The organism is Deinococcus proteolyticus MRP, from assembly GCF_000190555.1.
GTDB lineage: Bacteria > Deinococcota > Deinococci > Deinococcales > Deinococcaceae > Deinococcus > Deinococcus proteolyticus.
Genome location: NC_015163.1, coordinates 80135 through 97188, shown reverse-complemented (window position 1 = coordinate 97188; position 17054 = coordinate 80135). Strand labels below are relative to the sequence as shown.

20 protein-coding genes and 4 pseudogenes are annotated in these 17054 nt (G+C 59.8%); 13 read left to right on the top strand and 11 right to left on the bottom strand.

What is annotated here, in order from left to right; genetic code table 11:
- Positions 1-166 precede the first annotated feature (166 nt).
- The 5 genes from DEIPR_RS13835 to DEIPR_RS13815 all read left to right on the top strand — a co-directional run bounded on the left by DEIPR_RS13835 (position 167) and on the right by DEIPR_RS13815 (position 4831).
- Positions 167-751, top strand: a complete 585-nt coding sequence (locus tag DEIPR_RS13835) for a carboxymuconolactone decarboxylase family protein (protein WP_013616078.1) — start codon at positions 167-169, stop codon at positions 749-751.
- Between the two features lie 99 nt (positions 752-850).
- Complete coding sequence (locus DEIPR_RS13830; RefSeq protein ID WP_013616077.1) at positions 851-1966, top strand: acyl-CoA dehydrogenase family protein; 1116 nt, start codon at positions 851-853, stop codon at positions 1964-1966.
- On the top strand, positions 1963-2781 hold the full coding sequence (locus DEIPR_RS13825) for an ABC transporter ATP-binding protein (RefSeq protein ID WP_013616076.1): 819 nt from the start codon (positions 1963-1965) through the stop codon (positions 2779-2781). The genes DEIPR_RS13830 and DEIPR_RS13825 overlap by 4 nt, the downstream gene beginning before the upstream one ends.
- A gap of 59 nt (positions 2782-2840) precedes the next feature.
- Positions 2841-4040, top strand: a complete 1200-nt coding sequence (locus DEIPR_RS13820; RefSeq protein ID WP_013616075.1) for an ABC transporter substrate-binding protein — start codon at positions 2841-2843, stop codon at positions 4038-4040.
- Positions 4037-4831 carry an ABC transporter permease gene (locus DEIPR_RS13815; protein WP_013616074.1) on the top strand — a complete coding sequence of 265 codons (795 nt, stop codon included), beginning with the start codon at positions 4037-4039 and terminating at the stop codon, positions 4829-4831. The genes DEIPR_RS13820 and DEIPR_RS13815 overlap by 4 nt, the downstream gene beginning before the upstream one ends.
- Before the next feature lie 27 nt (positions 4832-4858).
- Here the strand turns inward: DEIPR_RS13815 and DEIPR_RS13810 are convergent, their stop codons facing one another.
- Positions 4859-5494 carry a TetR/AcrR family transcriptional regulator gene (locus DEIPR_RS13810; protein ID WP_013616073.1) on the bottom strand — a complete coding sequence of 212 codons (636 nt, stop codon included), beginning with the start codon at positions 5492-5494 and terminating at the stop codon, positions 4859-4861.
- A 290-nt stretch (positions 5495-5784) separates the two neighbouring features.
- Here DEIPR_RS13810 and DEIPR_RS13805 point away from each other — a divergent pair, with 290 nt between their 5' ends.
- Positions 5785-6711, top strand: a complete 927-nt coding sequence (locus DEIPR_RS13805) for an IS4 family transposase (protein WP_013616072.1) — start codon at positions 5785-5787, stop codon at positions 6709-6711.
- 27 nt (positions 6712-6738) lie between these two features.
- Here DEIPR_RS13805 and DEIPR_RS13800 read toward each other — a convergent pair.
- Positions 6739-7439, bottom strand: a protein-coding gene (locus tag DEIPR_RS13800; protein WP_148231767.1) for an IS1 family transposase whose coding sequence is annotated in 2 segments (ribosomal slippage) — positions 6739-7205 and positions 7205-7439 — 702 coding nt in all. Because the reading frame shifts where the segments join, the coding sequence is not laid out codon by codon here.
- An 87-nt stretch (positions 7440-7526) separates the two neighbouring features.
- Here DEIPR_RS13800 and DEIPR_RS13795 point away from each other — a divergent pair.
- From DEIPR_RS13795 to DEIPR_RS13780, 4 genes and pseudogenes are all read left to right on the top strand, one after another.
- Positions 7527-7790, top strand: a complete 264-nt coding sequence (locus DEIPR_RS13795; RefSeq protein WP_013616071.1) for a metal-sensing transcriptional repressor — start codon at positions 7527-7529, stop codon at positions 7788-7790.
- Positions 7791-7855: 65 nt separating this feature from the next.
- Positions 7856-8092: a glutaredoxin family protein gene (locus DEIPR_RS13790; protein ID WP_013616070.1), complete on the top strand. Its 237-nt coding sequence runs from the start codon at positions 7856-7858 to the stop codon at positions 8090-8092.
- Positions 8093-8193: 101 nt separating this feature from the next.
- Positions 8194-8493 (top strand): IS3 family transposase, encoded by a 300-nt coding sequence (locus DEIPR_RS13785; protein ID WP_013616069.1) that lies wholly within the window; start codon positions 8194-8196, stop codon positions 8491-8493.
- Positions 8490-9272 (top strand): annotated as a pseudogene (locus DEIPR_RS13780) (IS3 family transposase); the annotation flags it as partial. The gene DEIPR_RS13785 and the pseudogene DEIPR_RS13780, both read left to right, overlap by 4 nt.
- A gap of 1 nt (position 9273) precedes the next feature.
- On the opposite strand, the gene DEIPR_RS13775 reads toward DEIPR_RS13780, so the two are convergent.
- The 4 genes and pseudogenes from DEIPR_RS13775 to DEIPR_RS14090 all read right to left on the bottom strand — a co-directional run.
- Positions 9274-10374, bottom strand: a complete 1101-nt coding sequence (locus tag DEIPR_RS13775; RefSeq protein ID WP_425358586.1) for an IS4 family transposase — start codon at positions 10372-10374, stop codon at positions 9274-9276.
- A gap of 225 nt (positions 10375-10599) precedes the next feature.
- Entirely contained in the window at positions 10600-11436 is an 837-nt protein-coding gene (locus DEIPR_RS13765) for an integrase core domain-containing protein (protein ID WP_013616005.1), read from the bottom strand.
- A 32-nt stretch (positions 11437-11468) separates the two neighbouring features.
- Entirely contained in the window at positions 11469-11756 is a 288-nt protein-coding gene (locus DEIPR_RS13760; RefSeq protein WP_013616006.1) for a transposase, read from the bottom strand.
- Positions 11757-11858: 102 nt separating this feature from the next.
- Positions 11859-11945: pseudogene (locus tag DEIPR_RS14090) on the bottom strand (IS1/IS1595 family N-terminal zinc-binding domain-containing protein); the annotation flags it as partial.
- A gap of 35 nt (positions 11946-11980) precedes the next feature.
- Here DEIPR_RS14090 and DEIPR_RS14915 point away from each other — a divergent pair.
- Positions 11981-12079 (top strand): annotated as a pseudogene (locus tag DEIPR_RS14915) (IS5 family transposase); the annotation flags it as partial.
- 118 nt (positions 12080-12197) lie between these two features.
- On the opposite strand, the gene DEIPR_RS13755 reads toward DEIPR_RS14915, so the two are convergent.
- Positions 12198-12629, bottom strand: a complete 432-nt coding sequence (locus DEIPR_RS13755; protein ID WP_013616066.1) for a hypothetical protein — start codon at positions 12627-12629, stop codon at positions 12198-12200.
- 72 nt (positions 12630-12701) lie between these two features.
- Positions 12702-13235, bottom strand: coding sequence for a hypothetical protein (locus DEIPR_RS13750; protein ID WP_013616065.1), 534 nt, complete (start codon positions 13233-13235; stop codon positions 12702-12704).
- A gap of 452 nt (positions 13236-13687) precedes the next feature.
- Between DEIPR_RS13750 and DEIPR_RS14300 the strand changes: the two genes are divergently transcribed.
- Entirely contained in the window at positions 13688-13861 is a 174-nt protein-coding gene (locus DEIPR_RS14300; protein WP_169310720.1) for a hypothetical protein, read from the top strand.
- A gap of 367 nt (positions 13862-14228) precedes the next feature.
- Here DEIPR_RS14300 and DEIPR_RS13740 read toward each other — a convergent pair whose 3' ends face one another.
- Positions 14229-14459 carry a hypothetical protein gene (locus DEIPR_RS13740; protein WP_013616063.1) on the bottom strand — a complete coding sequence of 77 codons (231 nt, stop codon included), beginning with the start codon at positions 14457-14459 and terminating at the stop codon, positions 14229-14231.
- A gap of 69 nt (positions 14460-14528) precedes the next feature.
- Here DEIPR_RS13740 and DEIPR_RS13735 point away from each other — a divergent pair, with 69 nt between their 5' ends.
- Positions 14529-15092, top strand: a complete 564-nt coding sequence (locus tag DEIPR_RS13735; RefSeq protein ID WP_013616062.1) for a dihydrofolate reductase family protein — start codon at positions 14529-14531, stop codon at positions 15090-15092.
- A gap of 6 nt (positions 15093-15098) precedes the next feature.
- Here the strand turns inward: DEIPR_RS13735 and DEIPR_RS13730 are convergent, their stop codons facing one another.
- Together DEIPR_RS13730 and DEIPR_RS14475 are read right to left on the bottom strand one after the other, a co-directional pair.
- Positions 15099-15926 carry a CPBP family intramembrane glutamic endopeptidase gene (locus tag DEIPR_RS13730; protein ID WP_013616061.1) on the bottom strand — a complete coding sequence of 276 codons (828 nt, stop codon included), beginning with the start codon at positions 15924-15926 and terminating at the stop codon, positions 15099-15101.
- Between the two features lie 100 nt (positions 15927-16026).
- Positions 16027-17039, bottom strand: a pseudogene (locus tag DEIPR_RS14475) (IS630 family transposase).
- Between the last annotated feature and the right edge of the window lie 15 nt (positions 17040-17054).

Genomic DNA, 17054 nt, shown 5'->3' with positions numbered 1-17054 from the left:
GAATGGTTTATAGTTACCCTCGCGGCAGGGAGTCCTAAAAACTTGCTTGCAAAGGGCTTGAACTCCCAAACGTCCAGGCGCATACTGCGGGGCACAAATTTAAATTTCTGCCAAGTGTAAGCATTTGACAGAATATTCTTCCCTTTTCTTTCTTTGAGGTATATCTATGACTGTTCCTGATTCCAGCAAAGCCCGCCGCCTGAGTGTCCACACCGTAGAGTCCGCTCCAGAAGGGTCACGCGCCCAGCTGGAAGCGGTGCAAAAGCGCAACGGCGGTTACCTGCCCAACCTGCTGGGTGTGCTGTCCAACTCGCCCACGGTGCTGGAAAGCTACCTGACCCTGTCTAAACTGAACGGCAAAACCAGCCTGACCCCTGATGAGCGCGAAGTGGTACAGCTGATGGCCGCCACCACGCATGGTTGCTCCTTTTGCGTCGCTGGACACACCCTGACCGCGCAGAAAACGACCAAGCTAAGCGCAGAGGATATTGAGGCACTGCGCGGTCACAAAACGCTGCAAGACAGCAAATTGGCCGCGTTGGCCAGCTACACCAGCGCTGTCATTGCCAACCGTGGAGCCGTCTCAGACGAGGAGTTGCAAGCTTTCTTCGACGCCGGCTATGACCAGGCACAGGCTCTGGAAGTGGTGCTGGGGGTGGGCCTGGCGACCATCTGCAACTTTGGCAACAACGTGGCTCAGACCACGCTGAACCCCGAACTGGAACCTTACCGCTGGGACGGCCTGAGCTAAGGCCTGCGCCCCTACATCTGACCTAAGCCAGGGCTTCCCTGGTTTTTTTGTAGCCCTACAAACACCGTAAATATCTAATATTTCCAAGGGGAATAAGTTATGAGCCGATTCACCGCACTGCATCAATGGTTAGAAGATCATGCAGCCCAGCTGGACGCGGGAGACCCACAAGTCAGCGCCGAGCTCCTGCCACAGCTGGCCTCGGCTGGCCTGTTTCGCCTGGGGGTGCCGACTGAATACGGCGGCGCAGGTGGCTCCATCACCGAAGCGATTGAGGCGCTGGCCAGTGTAGCCGAGCGCAGCCTGACAGCGGCCTTTGTCGGCTGGGGCCAGCGCACCTTTATCGAGTACCTGCTCACGGGCAGAAGTGCGGGGCCACTGCGTGAGCAGCTGCTGCCCGGCCTGCTCAGCGGCGAGATCGCCGGGGCCAGTGGCCTGAGCAATGCCATGAAGTTTCTGTCGGGCATCGAGCAGATCAGCCTGAGCGGTAGACCCGACGCCGCAGGATGGACGGTAGACGGCGCGCTGCCCTGGGTCACCAATCTCCGCACGCAGGATCAGGGGTTCTGGGCCGCTGCTATGGTGGCCGCGCCCGCCGGCTCTCCGCATCCTCTGGTCGCAGTCAGCCCGGCGCACACGCCGGGCCTGACCCGCACGCCTGACCTGGACCTGGTGGCCCTGCGCGGCAGTGCGACGGCGCAGCTGCGTTTCGAGCAGGCTCAGGTGGCAGAGCATCATGTGCTGGACCCCGACGCCGCCGACTACCTGCCACGGGTCCGCCCGGCCTTTTTGGGCCTGCAACTCGCCCTGCCCCTGGGTCTGGCCAGCCGCTCCCTGGCCGAGGCACGCGCCCGGCTGGCCCGCTTCGACACCTCGGTCCTGCATGGGCCTGTGGCGGACACACAGGCCGAACTGGACGCCCTGAGCCGGCAACTACATAGCGGCCTGGCAGCGGGGAAATTTGTAAAGGACTGCGCCGAGCTGTTCCGGTTGAAAGTGGCCCTGGTCGAAACGGCAAGCCGGGCTGTGGACCTGGAGCTTCAGGCCACAGGCGGGCTGGCTTACCTGTCGGGCCGCGCCGATGGCCTGATGCGGCGTTGGCGCGAGCAGGCCTTTTTGCCGCTGATTACACCCAGCGTGGTGCAGCTCCAGACCCAGCTGGCTCAGGCCGGGCAGCCTTACGGCGGCACCCCCGCCAGGCAGGCAGCAGTATGACAGCTGCGCCTGTACTGAGTTCCAGAAACCTGGCTGTCCGCTACGGCTCCCAGACGGTGTTGCAGGGTTTTGACCTGCAGGTGGCACCGGGCGAAATCGTCGCGGTGCTGGGGGCCAGCGGCGTGGGCAAGTCCAGCTTGCTGCGTATCCTGGCTGGGCTGCAACCGGCAGGAGCCGGAGAAGTGCAGCTGAAGGGCCAGCGGCTGACCAGGCCGCATCCTGCGATGGCTTTTGCGTTTCAGACGCCCAGTCTGCTGCCCTGGCTGAATGTGGAGCGCAACGTGGCCTTCGGGCTGGATTTCCGCCACCAGCCAGCGCTGGACCCCGCTGAAAGACGCCGCCGCGTGGCGCAGGTGCTGGCTGAAGTGGGGCTGGAAGGTCAGGGCCGCCGCTTCCCGGCGCAGCTCTCAGGCGGGATGGCGCAGCGGGCAGCGCTGGCCCGCAGCTTTGCCCGACAGCCGGAAGTGCTGCTGCTGGACGAACCCTTCAGCGCCCTGGACGAGGTGCGCCGCAGCGAAATGCAGACCCTGTTGCTGGCCCTGCTGCAACGCCACCAGACGGCTGTGGTGCTGATTACCCACGATATTGACGAAGCGCTGCTGTTGGCGGACCGGGTGGTCCTGCTGGGCCGCCCCGCTCACGAGACTTCTGCGCGGCAACTGCGCGAGTGGACGCTCGACCTCCCACGCCCCCGCGCCGCGCACTCCGAGCAGCTGAGCCGCCTGCGTACCGAGGTGCTGCGCTGCCTGTTCGAAGTGCAGCAGGGCAACTGGGCCGCCTCCCCAGAGGGTCCCCCTCAGGCGCTGGTCAGCTGAACCCACCTGCCCGACCTGCCTGCTCACCTTTTTCCCCGACTCTTTGCAAGGACCCTACTGTGTGCCATGACCACGCTTCTGCGTTTACTGCTCCCTACTCACGCCGCGAGTTCGTTCGCCTGGCCGGTCTGCTGAGCGCTTCTGCCGGGAGCGCTGCGCTGCTGGGCGGCTGCGCTCCCCGTCAGCCGGACCCGGATGAGCCGGTGCGTGTCGGCTACCTGCCCATCACCGACGCGGCCCCACTGCTGGCGATGCACGGCCTGGGCTACCTAGAAGCCGAGGGCCTGAGTGCCGAGAAGCCCCGGTTGTTCCGCAGCTGGTCACAGCTGGTCGAAGCTTTTGTGTTCGGGCATGTCAATGTGGTTCATTTGCTCTCTCCCCTCCCCATCTGGATGCGCTACAGCGCGCAGGTGCCTACGCGCATTGTGGCCTGGAGCCATGTGGACGGCTCAGCGCTGACCGTTGCTCCAGATATCACCGAGGTGTCCGACCTGGCGGGCCGGACGGTAGCGCTGCCCTTCTGGTATTCGGTACATAACGTGCTGGCCCAGCGCCTGCTGCGTGAAGCGGGCCTGAATCCGGTAGTAAATGCCCGTGACGTCAGAGGAGAGAGGGACGTGCAGCTGGTAGTGATGGCTCCCAGCGACATGGTGCCCGCCCTGAAAGCGGGCCAGATTGCCGGTTTCGTGGTGGCCGAGCCGTTCGGTGCCCTGGCCGAAAGCCTGGGCGTAGGCCGGGTGCAGCGCCTGAGCGGCGACGTGTGGAAGGAACATGCCTGCTGCGTGGTCACCATGCATGACCGCGATATCGCGGGCCGACCCGATTGGACCCAAAAAGTAGTGAATGCCCTGACCCGCGCCCAGCTCTGGCTGAACAGTCACCCGGCAGAGGCCGCCCACCTGCTGTCGGCAGAAGGCGAGCAGCGCTACACCCCCCACAAACCGGCTGTGCTGGGACGGGTGTTGCAGCACGAGCTGCCCGCGCAGTACCTGCAAAGTGGCGCAGTGCAGCACCCGGAGTGGCAGGAGCGGCGCATCGCTTTTCGCCCGTACCCGTACCCCACCTACACCGAGGAACTTGTCCGGCAGCTGAGGGAAGTGCGCGTAGAAGGAGACACCACCTTCCTCCAGCGCCTGGACCCGGCTCAGGTGGCCCGCGAGGTCGTCACTGACCGGTTCGTGACCCAGGCCATGCAGGCTCAGGGTGGCCCCGCCAGCCGCACCGAGACCTTCTCCGCGCCTGCCCAGGGGCCGGTATGAGCCTGGCCGCCTCTTCCCCTGGAGCGCAGGGCAAGTCCGGGCGTCCCTTCCCCTTTCCGGTAGAACTGCTGGGCCTGCTGGGGCTGGGGCTGCTGTGGTGGCTGCTGACCCTCCCTGCTGTGACCGGCAACCCCTTTCTGGAGCAGTTCTCGCCCGGCGCGGCGCTGCCAGCCCTGACCCGTCTCCTGGCGGAAGGCACCCTCTGGGAGCACCTGCTGGTCAGCCTGAAGCGGGTCATGGTGGGACTGGGCCTGGCCTTCGTGATAGGTGCGCCGCTGGGACTGTTGGTGGGATCGTCCCGCCTGCTGGAGCGGGCCACCGAACCGGCCTTTCAGCTGCTGCGTATGATTTCCCCGCTCTCGTGGATGCCGCTGGCGGTGATGGTTCTCGGTGTAGGCGACGCGCCCATCTATTTGCTGCTGGCGCTGGCTGGTCTGTGGCCGATCCTGTTTGCCGCAGCTGGTGGGGTCAAGAACCTGAATGCCAGCTGGCTGGACCTGGGGCGCAGCCTCAGCGCCACACGGGGGGAGATGTTCTGGCATATCACCCTGCCGGGCATTCTGGGGTCACTGCTCCAGGGCGTGCGCCTGGCGATAGGTACGCTCTGGATTCTGCTGGTGCCCTGCGAGATGCTGGGCGTGCGGGCCGGTCTGGGCTACTTCATCCTGGATACCCGTGACCGCCTGGCCTACCCGGAACTGATGGCGACGGTGGTCCTGATCGGGCTGCTGGGCTATCTGCTGGACGCCGCTGCCCGCTGGCTGGTGGGGCGGTTCCAGGGGAACACCTGACACGCACTGCATGGTCCGGACGGCCACTCACTTTGGTGGCTCCTTACTCTGGTGGCCACTCCCAGCAGCGTCTGCCAAGGCGCGTTCGTACAGGCTGTCAATCATCCAGTGGGCGCGGTCAAGCACTGCAGAATCGTCAAGTCCCCACATATCGCGGAACACTAAAAAAAGCTCTATGCCGAAGAAGGGGGAAAGGGTCTGTACCAACCGCTCGAGATGGACCTGGGGAAGTTGTCCAACCAGCGGTTCTACCGCCCGCCAGAGCAGCTCACGGCGGTGCCCCCGGTTTGGCGTAGCTTGCTCTGGATAAGCTTCTGCCCAGTTGGTCAGATGGACTTGCAAGATCGCCCAGTGATGAACCTCGGCATCGGTGAGCTGACTGAATGTGAAGTCCAGCAACTCGTGCAGTCTTGCCCGGGCATCCTGGGTAACCGGTTCCCAGTAACGAATAGGAATCATCGTATGGCTGGCCAGCGCAGAAACGATATCGGCCTGACTGGAAAAGTAACGGTAAGCCGTTGCCCGCGATACACTGGCCGCTTCCGCCAATTCAGCAACACTTGGAGTGGTGCCACTGTTCATCAGGCGCTCGGCCGTGGTGATCAGGTGCTCAAAAGTGCGCTGCTGGACGGCGGTAGGTTTGCTCATACTCGGTGCAGTCATAACTCATCTCCAGTGTAGATGGTGAGGCGGGCAGATCAAAATGAGACTGCTGTCTTGACATGAGCCTGACCTCAGTAGGTGACAACTTCAGTTCGACCTCGTTCCAGACGGGAAAACCCAAGAGACAGCCCCATCAAGCTTGATGGGGCTGTCTCTTGGGTTTTCCTGGGAGTGTGAAATCGACAGAATCCGCTGCTCAGCAGGCTACCGCACTCACCCAGCACTTCAAAGCGCACGCCAGTCATCTCCGCATCGACACCCTTCAGCGCTTGATTGACGTCCTTCTGGCGATGATTGCCGCGAGGAGCATCAATCATCACGACCTGAGTGCCCACATGCCGGGTATCAGCATGCCCCAGGCTAAGAAAAGGCGGGCAGACCGCACCTTCCGGGATGAGCAGCTGGACATGGACTTTTTCATCGCTCTGCTCGTCGTCCATCTTCCACCGGGGAAGGTGTTGCTGAGTCTGGACCGCACCAATTGGGAGCATGGGGAAACGCCCATCAATTTTCTGGTGCTTGGAGCCGTGGTTCATGGCTTCACCCTGCCCCTGATTTGGGTTCCTCTTGATGAGTCTGGGAACAGCCACACCTACGCCCGTACGTGGTTGGTATTGAAGCTCCTCCGCGTCTTGCCAGCGAAACGCTGGCAAGGCCTGGTGGCTGACCGTGAGTTCATCGGTGCGGAATGGTTCCGTTTTCTCCGTCGTCAAGGCATCAAGCGGGCGATCCGCATTCGGCACAGCGACATGCTGGACGATATGAGTGGGAAAGAATGGTTTAAGTACGTCTGGCAAGGTCATTTCCATGAAATCGACGAAAAGGTGTTCGTGTTTGGCGAACTCATGCGGGTGGTCGCGACGAGGTCACCTGTGGGTGACCTCGTCATCATTGCCACAGATTTCAGCGCTCGGAAGACCTGGAAGCTGTACAAGCAGCGCTGGTCAATCGAGTGCACCTTCAGCAGCTTCAAGAAGCGAGGCTTCGACCTGGAGCGGACTGGGATGACGGAAAGGAGCCGTCTTCAGCGGCTCTTTGGCCTGGTGACACTGGCCTGGATGTTCTGCTTGCGCCTGGGGGTCTGGCTCAGCCAGACCCAGCCCATCCCCGTTCTCAAGCATGGTCGTAGAGCGGTCAGTCTGGTGCGGCACGGTGCTCAGCATCTCGTGGATGCCTTACGGTGGAACCCCAAACAGTTCATGGATGTCCTGGGGTAGTGGTACGGAAAATCGGTAGTGGCTGCATCAACGTGACAAGTTGTATCGGTGGAAGGCCAGAGTCAGGCTGGCTTCGAGCATTTCGTCCGTCTTCGAGAAAGACAACGACTTACGAACAAGCCGACCCAGCCGCTGTCTCAGCGTGCAGTTCAATCGTTCGACATGATTCGTTTCTCCCTTCCGGGTTAGCCGCTTTACCCCCAAGAGCGGTTCATCGTAGGCTCGCCACAGATCGGTGCAAAACGTCCCTTTCAGTCGCTGCTCAAGGGACAATGGTAAGCGTTCCCAGAGCTTGAACGCTGTTTGCTCACTGCGGTCACCCAATACCCAGGCCAGCACCCTGCGGGTGCTGCGCTCCAGGGCAATCCAGATCCACCTCGTCTGTTTTTTCTTGGCAACGAAGGTCCACATTTCATCCAGCTCAATGACCACTTCTTCTGGAGGTGTCATGCAGACTGTACCAGTCTGCATCACTTCACGGGCCCCTTTTTTATCCACCGGATCACGGTGTTGCGGTGAACACCAAAGACGCGCTGTACTCCTCTCAGACTCATCCGCTCGTGGACAGCATCAAGAATTTGTTGCCGGGTCGCTTCACTGTGCGCTATAGGGCGGGCCTCCGGGTGGAAACGACGGCCACAACCCTTACATAAGTAGGTCTGGGTGCCATTTTTGGCCTTCCCATTTTTGACAGTGTGTGTGCTTTGACAGGCTGGGCACTCCGGCATCCTGTCAGTAGATCACGTTGGTACAGCCACTACCCAGATTCGACCCCCCACCAGGGGGAGCACTGTCACACCGGAAATCAATTGTGTATGCCGGAGGACAGCCGTAAACGCGCTGCGCGTCGTCTCGCCATTGCCCGAGGACACCTGGAAAGCATTCGCCTCTCCCTGGAAAAAGATGATGTGTACTGCGTAGATGTCCTCCGGCAGATCAAAGCGGTACAAGGTGCACTGGACGGTGCAGCGACTGTGATTCTGCGCGGACATCTGGAAGCGCACGTTGCCACCGCTGCAACCCGTGGAGACGAGAAAGAACGAGTCGATGAACTGATGGAAGTTCTGAAATACGTCTGAAGTCACCTCAGACGAGCTAGACGAGGGACGGACTTGGGTTCGTCCCCTTTTCATACGAGGTCACCATGCCGAAAGTCATTCTTTACGCCACTCCCACCTGCCCAGACTGCCACGCATTACGCCTGTGGTTTAACCGAAAAGGGATTGAGTTCGAGGAACGAAACCTCACCATTCCTGCTGTGGCAGACGAAGCCAAGGCCCGTTATGGTGTGCGCGTCGCACCGATTACTGTCGTAGGGGATCAGTTCTTCTATGGCACCTTCGAGCAGCAGCGGCCCGAGTTGGAGCCACTCTTCGCCTGAACCCATAAAATCAAGAAGCAAGCCTCGCCACTACACTGAAGGTCTGGGATTGAGCCAGTTTTGAGTCGGTGGAGTTAAGCCTCATCATAGGAGGCAACCCCATGACGACCAGAAAGACCTACACTGCCGAATTCAAACGCCAGGCTATTGACCTGGCAGCACGTGAGGATGTCGGCCCCATTCGGGCTGCCCGTGATCTCGGGATCAGCCCTTCAGTGCTCTACCGTTGGCGACTCCAGGCTCAAAAAGCTGGACAAGCGGCTTTCCCTGGTCAGGGTCGAACGACCCTGACGCCACAAGAGCAGGAAATCCAGCGACTCCGCAAAGAGAATGAGATTTTGCGTCAGGAGCGTGAAATCCTGAAAAAAGCAGCGGCCTTCTTTGCCAAGGAAAATCTCTGAGGTTTGCATTTATCGCTGCTCACCTCAGAGATTTTCGTCTCGACGTCATGTGTCGGGTCCTGCAAGTGACGCCCAGCGGCTTCAGGAATTGGCGAAGAAGGCCGTTATCAACGAGGAAAATCGAAGACGAACGTCTGAAACTCCTGATTAAGGACCTTCATGGTGAGCACAAAGGGCGCTATGGAGCGCCCCGGATTCAGATTGAACTCGCTGAGCTGGGGCATCACCACAGCATTCGTCGCATTGCTCGCCTGATGCGCGATCTCGGTCTGTACGGCAAAACCCGACGCAAGTTTGTCAAAACCACGGACAGTAGGCATAGCCTTGCGGTTGCACCAAACCTGGTGGACAGGAACTTCACGCCGGAGACGCCCAATACCGTCTGGGCGAGCGATATTACCTCTATCCCGACCAAAGAAGGCTGGCTCTATCTAGCTGTGACGATGGACTTGTTCGCCAGGACCATTGTGGGCTGGTCGATGGATCACACCATGACGGCTGAACTGCCACTGGGGGCGCTGAACATGGCGGTGAGCAGGCGGAGTCCGCCTGCTGGCCTCATTCACCACAGCGACCGGGGAAGCCAGTACGCCAGCCACCTGTTTCGAACTGCTTTGAAGGACAACGAGATGCTGTGCAGCATGAGTCGGAAGGGGGATTGTTGGGACAATGCCGTGGTAGAGAGCTTTTTCGAGACCTTGAAGCGTGAGTTGGTGGATGGCTGCGTATATCGCAGCCATGAGGAGGCCAGGAAAGCGATTTTCGAGTATGTGGAGGTGCTCAGTACCTGACAGGTTGCCTTTCATCCCCTCCTGGCGCAGGAAATGGAGTCCTCAAGAGGTCCAGGAAGAGCCTGAATTTCTCCCCGCCCCACCGCAGCGCACGGCTCAGCTCCTCATACCCGTACCTCGCCCTGCTGACCGCAGGGCGACCATGTGTTTTGACACGTATGGGTTGCTGTTCAGTCCGCCATTCCCCCACACGCAGCATCCAGGTCAAGGCCAGGGTCAGCAGACCGAACAGGTTTCCTACCCGCTCCGGGTTGGTCATGTGGGTTTGCTCCAGATTCAAGCCTCTGGATTTCATGGCAGAGAAGGTGGTTTCGATGGCCCAGCGCTGCCTATAGACGTTGAGCGTGTCCCAGACGGATAAGTCTGAAGCGATGATGACCCGCTCTCCCTCTGGGGAGAGCGTCGCGACCATGCGCATCCAGCCGCCCTGAACCCAGACCTTCTCAAACAGGGCACGAGTTTGACCCGGCTCCAGTGACGCGAAACAGTCACGAGCATATTCACCGTCTACCACGGTATTGGCCCGAATACGAATGCATCTTTTGATCCCGCTGCGCCGCAAAAACGTGAACCACTCCAGACCGAGAAACTCTCGATCAGCGATCAGGACCTTCCACCTACGTGCGGGTAAGCGTCCCAGCAGCTGACCGACCAGCATCATACGTGCCCTGGATTCACTGTTCCCGCCGTGCTTCAGTTCTTTCCAGACCAGTGGAAGAGTAACGTTGCCCAGCACCACGCCAATGACCAACAGGTTGAGGTGAGACTGGCCGTGCTTCCAGTTGGTGCGGTCCATGATCAGGGTCAGTTTTCCCTCAGGCAGCAGTGGAAGCAGGACATCCAAGATGTCCTGCTGGGTCAGACCTGCACCATGCAGCACGCGAGCTACCATACGCGTGATGGACGGTGTCGTCGCAGCACGGTCAATATGGAGCGCGATTTTGCGGTGGAGGGTAGATTCTGCCTGCAAGATGCCAAACAGGACTTCTGAAACGCAGCGCAGACGATCTATTCGGTGATGTGGGAGACGCTCTTTCAGGTAGACCACGAATGTGTCAACATTCGTCAGGGCGGCTTGGTTCGGTTTCACACCTCCATAAGCCGCCTTGCTTCATATCTTTCTGCGATCCAGACAACGTTTCCTTCAACCTGTCAGGTACTGAGGTGGAGGTGTACTACAACCGAAAACGGCGGCATTCGAGCCTGGGGTACTTGACGCCCCTGGAAGCCGAGTGCCAGGCTACAGCTGCTTAACCTTAGCGACTCGAAACCGAGTCAACCCCACAGAGACCTCGGTAGTGGTACGGAAAATCCTTCAGGCTACGTTCGAAGATTCCGTAGCTGCAAGCAGTTTAACCCAGGGATAGGCGTACCCCAGGCTGGAATGTCTCCTTCCAGAGTTGTACCAGTCTCTGAACTTCGTGCTGAACGCACGAAGCTGGGCAATGTCAGTCAATTCTTCCCGGAAGACCCCATCATATTTGAAGGTCCGGTTGAGCCTTTCCAGGATGCCCATTCCTCCCTTCTGCGAGACCTTGGCCCGTACCCAGTTGCCCAGCTCCTGACAGGCCGCCTGGAATGCGCCAGACGTAAAATCTGAGCCACCATCAGTCATGACCAGGAGCGGGTCATGGATGCCGAGATGGTGCAGTACATGGACTCCTCGTTGCAGCGCGGTGACCGCGCTGCTGGCCGAGAGCTGCCGGACCACCTCAATGTGAAGCAGTGCGCGGCTTTCTACATCCAAGACGAGATATGCCCAACAGATTCCATCTGGCAGGCGGAGCCGCGTGGCATCTATCTGAATCCGGCGGCCCGCTGGCCAGAGAACGACGGGCGTAGGGTTCACTGCTGGACGGCGTTTCTTTCTGGGAACTGGACGCTGCACCTTCAACTCCACCATGCAGCGACGGACAGTATGGAGGCCCGGAGCAGGCCGCAGAACATCTTGTAGGGCCTGATAAATCAGACGGTAGCCGCTGAGTGGCTCTTCCAAGGCTCTCAGCCGCACTGCTTCCAGAACGTGCTGACATCGTTCCGTCCGCTGTGCAGAACGCTCTGCGTTCTGCCGGGCATCGCGCAGGACGTGATAAGGGCGCTCTACCTCGCTGGCAAACTTGCTGAGACTCAGCTTCGGGTGGTCTTCAAGCAACTCCTGGTAGCACGCCAGGAGTCCAGCTACGCTCAGAGACCCCGGATTTTTTTTGCGATATAGAGCGACAACTCCTTATCCGCAATGATGGCCTTGAGCTGTTCGACTTCTTTCTCCAGCTTCTTTTGAGCTGCATCTGGCCTGGCTCCCTGGAGGCGGGCGCGTCCCGCTTCCAGAAACTGGGCACGCCAGGTGTGAATCAAACTCTCGCTGACCTCGTATTCACGAGCAGCTTCTGCAATGGTCTGTTCCCCGCTCAGGACTGCCAGAACAATCTGCTCCTTGACCTCAGGTGACCAGGTTTTGCGTTGTTTTCCCATATCTTCCCTCCAGTGTGCCCCACCCTCCTAAAAAGTGGGGCCGATGTGGAAGGATTTCGCGTACCACTACCCCTCATCACCTGACTCGGTTTTGTCAACCCCTATTCGCGGTAAGTAGGTCTGGGTGCCATTTTTGGCCTTCCCATTTTTGACAGTGTGTGTGCTTTGACAGGCTGGGCACTCCGGCATCCTGTCAGTAGATCACGTTGGTACAGCCACTACCCCGATTAAAGCGTGCACGCCGCATCGCCACACGCTTCGAAAAGCGGGCCTGTCATTTCGAGGCAATGGTGACATTGGCTTGTGTCATGGAGTGGCTGTGAGGGTTTGCAGACACACCCTAGCGAGAACCGCTTCCCAGGGTGTCCGTTCCGGTTCGTGAGCAGTGTGGTCATAGGTCCAGTGTCGCTGCGGGTCTGGTTGGTTTGCCAGTGGCGGGCTTCAGGCCAGGATGCGCTGCCCCTGCCCTGGGTGCTTGTTCTCGGGTTTGGTGCTGGAGACGGCCAGCAGCTGTTGCTCCAGATCGTCGCTGAAGTCTGGGTTGCTTAGCTGCTCACCGCACTGTGGGCAAAGCAGGTACACGATGACGCGCTCAAGCCTGCTGGACCCCTCGGCGCCCGCAAAGACGCTGATGATCTGTCCTGGCTGGCCGCAGGCGAGGCAGCCTTTGCCGCTGACGATGAGACGGATTCCCCGGCGGCTCAATTCGGTGGCGGCTTCGGCGTCGCTGTACCCGTGAATGGCTTTCAATACCCCGGCCGCATACCCCCAGGCGGCATCCTCAAGGGGCACTCCGCCGACGTACAGGTCGCACGCGGGCGAGGACATGACTTTGCGGATGTTGCGCAGTTTCGGATGCTTGCGTTTGGACATGTCTCTTAGCTTGATGGGGGGGCTGGTTGGTTTGTGGCTCAGGATTCAGGGGGACCGTGTGAGAGGGCAGACTCAGGGCCGCTTGGCAAGCCGTTTGGCCTGCTCATGCCGTTGTTTTTCTTTTTTAAGCAGGTGGTTGCCTGTGCGTTCCAACCGCCTCAGCACGGTGAACAAGGAACTGAGTTCGTTATCGGTGGTGATGATTCTCGGCATGCTCAAGGTTGTGACCAGGTGGTAGTTGGCGAACTCGGCGTTCAGGTCTCCGAGTTGTTCAAGGACGGTCAGCTGCTCGGTGTTGAGGGTGCCCTGCTTTTCTTCCAGCGCCTGATACAGCTTCCGGACGGAAGTGATCTTGAGCCCTTTGAGTTTTTCACTCAGAAGGTTCTGCTGTTTTGAGACATAGAAGAGCTTGAGTGCGATGAAGGGCGTGGCCCGCATGTTCAAGTCGTTCGGTTCGGTGTCGTCTGCCCCGTGGTAGACGTCAGTATGAGTAACGGCGGCGATGTAATAGCCGAGACGTGCCTGCGCTCGTTGTTTTGGTTCGTGATGGTATAGGTCGATGAAGCTGCCTTTTTCGAAGCGCAGATCATAAATTTTTCCGCTCATGCCTCATCGTTTCTGTTTGGTGGTTGGGGGTCAAGTGATGCCGAACCGATTGAGTGGCCGACTGATAATTACGCCTATAACAGAATCTGGAATGCTCTATTGAGCCCTCTGCCGGCCTTGCTTCCCCGGGTGAGGCGGTCCGTGAGGCTGGTCGCCGGTTCAACCCTGGCCCCTTGGGGGGGCTTGTCCTGCCAGTGATGCCGTCTGGTACGGCTTTTGATGACTGACGGCGGGAGTCGTTTGACGGTAGGCGGGCAGCAAGGGTGGCCTGGCTTGTCCCCATTTTTTTGGCCGGGACCATGAAAGTGGGCCTGTCGTTCTGTGCCGGTATGCCACCTACGGCTCATAGGAGCGCCGTGAAGGGGGGAGCGGAGCGTCTTGCGGCTCCTGTTTGGGAAGCGGGCTTGCTGGGGGCCTGTAGAGCTTCCTGAGTGGGAAGCTCGCCTATCTGGTTGGTTGATGACCCCTCGCCTACTGATGGCTGGCTGAATCTCTGCCATCCCATTATTGCCCCTGTTGTTGATCAATCTTTTCAAAAAAAGAAAAAAAGATTTGATGATCATCATCAAGGGGCGGTGGCAAATGCCGTGCTGGACGGCATCCTGTCTGCCAATTTTGACAAGTGAATAATGGAAAATCGCCCGACTTCGACAAGTGGATAATGGCAACTTCGACAAGTGGATAGTAGAGGGGAGGCCAACTTCAACAAATGGATAATGACAATTTCGACAGGTGGATAATGAGCGGCTTTCAAACTTCGACAAGTGGATAATGGAATCTCGGGTCCGACTTCGACAAGTGGCTAATGAGAGTTCGACAAGTGGATAATGGCAGATCGCCCGACTTCGACAAGTGGATAATGGGCGTTTGGCTGGCTTTTGTCTGAGGTGTCCTCGCTGCCGACCGGTTGTGATGGGCACCAAAAAGGCACCTGCTGGTGCAGGTGCCTGTGGTCTATGGGTGGCTTATTGATAACGGTGGAGGTCTGAGTTGCTACACTTCGTACACCTGGGCGGCGGCTTGACCGTAGTCCTGGGCTGTGCGCTCGTCAGCATCGGTGGGCATAACGACCACATCAAAGCCACGCAGTTCTCCGTCGGCATCTTTGTGGCGCACTTCGATTCGCAGTTGGCCTTCCTCGCTTGCGTGCTGAATGGTGAGGCCGTCGCGGGGGTCTTGGGTGTAGGCAGCGTCAAACGCTTGCTGAATCTCGGTGATGTTCATGCTGCCCAGTGTAAAGAGAGGGGCCTCGTGCTGGATGCAAAAAATTTGCCGGGCCTTTACACTCGCTGTATGCACACTGCCGCATTTCTGGCTGCCAGCCTGGACGGTTTCATCGCGCGTGAGGACGGCGCGCTGGACTGGCTGCCCCAGCCGGAGGCCGAAGGGGAGGACTACGGGTACACCGAGTTTTTCGCCCGCATAGATGCACTGGTGATGGGACGCCGCACGTTTGAGGTGGTGAGCGGGTTCACGCCCTGGCCATATGGTGACAAGCCGGTGGTGGTGCTGAGCCGTACCCTCACGCCCGCCGACCTGCCCGTGCACTTGCCACTGCGGCTGCACGCGGGACCGCTGCTGGAGCTGCTGCGGCAACTGGAAGCGGAGGGAGTGCGCCGGGTGTACGCCGATGGCGGACAAGTGGTACAGGAATTCATCCGGGCTGGGCGGCTGAATGAACTCACGCTGACCACGGTGCCGGTGCTGCTGGGGCGTGGGCGGCCGCTGTTTGGTGCAGTGGGGGAAGATGTGCCGCTGGAGCTGCTGGAGAGCCGCAGTTTTGCGGGTGGCCTGGTGCAGAGCCGTTACGCCATAGCGGGCCGGCGCGTGCCAGATGGGGAAAAGGGCCAGAGCTGAGACGTCCTAGAGCCCCAGCAGATAGGCCACCACGCCCCAGCCGTTGACCAGCAGGTGGGCAGCCACCGGCCACACCAGGGAACGGTAGCGCCACCACAGCACGCCAGCGAACAGGCCAAACGACCCCTGAGCGACGATGATGCGGGCCAGGGTACCGGGCAGGTCGGCGGAGCCGTGCGAGCCCAGGTGCATCAGCGCAAAAGCGAGCGATGCCAGGGCAATGCCCGGCCACGCGCCCAGCAGCGCCTCCAGCCGGCTTTGCAGCAAGCGGCGGTAGAACAATTCTTCGCCAAAGCCGGCCGTAACAGCCGTTACAAGTGCGGCGACAACAATGGTCGTCATGTCGTAGGCCGAGCCGTCAAAAAGCGGATTCCAGGGGCCCAGCTGCGAGGTGATGAACCAGAAGGTCACCACGCCGAGTGGCACCCACCAGGGCCTGCCCTGTAAGCGCCTCGCCTGTAAGCGCGGAAGGCGGATGGCTCCGGGCAGCAGCCGCACCGCAACCAGTGGAAGTGCGATCAGCAGGGCCACTTTGGCGGCGATGTACCCTCCAGCCATCCCCGTACTCTGCGTCAGAAGCGGAAACGCCAGGGCCAGAGCCAGCAGCAGCGCAGCGGTCAGGCGCAAATTGCGCGGCTCGCCTGCGTCCACCGGCAGCCGCTGAGGGTGATAGGGTAGTGCGGCGGCCAGTGCAGCCGCAGCCAGCGGCGGCCCGATGATGGCCCACAGAGGCGCGGCCGCAGCGCCAGCGTCCGCTGAGAGAGGGAAGCCGGCGGGGAAGTTCAGCGCCGCATACCCGAGTGCTGCCACGTACGTGAGGGCAACGGTGGTCAAGACTGCTGTCCCAGTCCACGGGTGGGCAGGAGCGGATGGAGCTTGAGACATTCCTTTTAATAGCACAGATGTGCATAAAACTTGTATGCGGCTCGGGGCGTTACCGTTGATAACGGCGTAGATTTGAGTTCATAAGATGGAGGGGCAGTTGAACATAGCGAACTCGTTGCCAAGCTCGATGTAGCTTTTCTTTGAGGGCTGAGACTGAATGAGCACAGAAATTGCCCAGCACATTTCGCTTGACGTACGCCCACACCAGTTCGATGGGATTCAGTTCTGGTGCGTAGGGTGGGAGGAAGACCAGGGAGAGGCGTTCGTGGCTTGCCACGAACGCCTGAGTCGATTTTGCGTGATGCGTTCTCGCGTTATCCAGCACCACGACGACGTTCCCCTGAACCTGGCGCAGCAGATGCTGAAAGAACCGGGTGACGTCCGCACTGCGAATCGCCCCGGATTTGGTGTGCTGGAGGAAGCGTCCGTCCGAGGTGATAGCGCCTATCGTGGAGAGCTTCTCCCAGTTCGCTCTGACGCCCCACCAGGGGCGTAACGCCCCTGGGTGACCACGTTCGCCTTCGCACGCCTTTCAGCGAGAAGCCGACCTCATCCAGATAGATGACGGTGGCTCCCTCAGCGACCTTTTTTTTCCAACTCCGGCAGCACCTGTTCCTGCCAGGACGCGATCCGGAGTTCATTTCGCTCAGCTGCTCGACCATCTGGCATCTGAGGTGTGAAGCCAAGCTTTCGCAGGATTTTGCGGACGTGGTCATGGTGGTACCACACATCGAAGTGCCGTCCAATCAGCTCTGCCACGCGTTTTGTCGTCCAAGTTTCATCAGGGAACCCGTGCTGCATAGCACCCTCCCGCAGGAGGGTGCGGAGCTGTTCATGCTGAGCAGGAGTGAGGCGGGAAGAAGCCCCACGAGCAACTGTCGCCTGTAAGCTACCGTTCTGCTTCAGCCTGGCTTTCCAGGTGTAGACCGTATGGACCGACACCCCAAAGTGGTCTGCTATTTCCTGGTTTTTGTGTTCACCACGCTTGATCCACTCCAGAGCAGCTAAGCGGCGTTCCTCAAGCTGCGCACGGGAGAAGTGGCTTGGCTGCCATCCGGACATATACGAAGTGTAGCA

Coding starts and splice junctions, on each gene's coding strand:
- DEIPR_RS13835 (WP_013616078.1), top strand. CDS start 167: ATGACTGTTCCTGATTCCAGCAAAGCCCGCCGCCTGAGTGTCCACACC.
- DEIPR_RS13830 (WP_013616077.1), top strand. CDS start 851: ATGAGCCGATTCACCGCACTGCATCAATGGTTAGAAGATCATGCAGCC.
- DEIPR_RS13825 (WP_013616076.1), top strand. CDS start 1,963: ATGACAGCTGCGCCTGTACTGAGTTCCAGAAACCTGGCTGTCCGCTAC.
- DEIPR_RS13815 (WP_013616074.1), top strand. CDS start 4,037: ATGAGCCTGGCCGCCTCTTCCCCTGGAGCGCAGGGCAAGTCCGGGCGT.
- DEIPR_RS13810 (WP_013616073.1), bottom strand. CDS start 5,494: ATGACTGCACCGAGTATGAGCAAACCTACCGCCGTCCAGCAGCGCACT.
- DEIPR_RS13805 (WP_013616072.1), top strand. CDS start 5,785: ATGATTGCCGCGAGGAGCATCAATCATCACGACCTGAGTGCCCACATG.
- DEIPR_RS13795 (WP_013616071.1), top strand. CDS start 7,527: ATGCCGGAGGACAGCCGTAAACGCGCTGCGCGTCGTCTCGCCATTGCC.
- DEIPR_RS13790 (WP_013616070.1), top strand. CDS start 7,856: ATGCCGAAAGTCATTCTTTACGCCACTCCCACCTGCCCAGACTGCCAC.
- DEIPR_RS13785 (WP_013616069.1), top strand. CDS start 8,194: ATGACGACCAGAAAGACCTACACTGCCGAATTCAAACGCCAGGCTATT.
- DEIPR_RS13760 (WP_013616006.1), bottom strand. CDS start 11,756: ATGGGAAAACAACGCAAAACCTGGTCACCTGAGGTCAAGGAGCAGATT.
- DEIPR_RS13755 (WP_013616066.1), bottom strand. CDS start 12,629: ATGTCCAAACGCAAGCATCCGAAACTGCGCAACATCCGCAAAGTCATG.
- DEIPR_RS13750 (WP_013616065.1), bottom strand. CDS start 13,235: ATGAGCGGAAAAATTTATGATCTGCGCTTCGAAAAAGGCAGCTTCATC.
- DEIPR_RS13740 (WP_013616063.1), bottom strand. CDS start 14,459: ATGAACATCACCGAGATTCAGCAAGCGTTTGACGCTGCCTACACCCAA.
- DEIPR_RS13735 (WP_013616062.1), top strand. CDS start 14,529: ATGCACACTGCCGCATTTCTGGCTGCCAGCCTGGACGGTTTCATCGCG.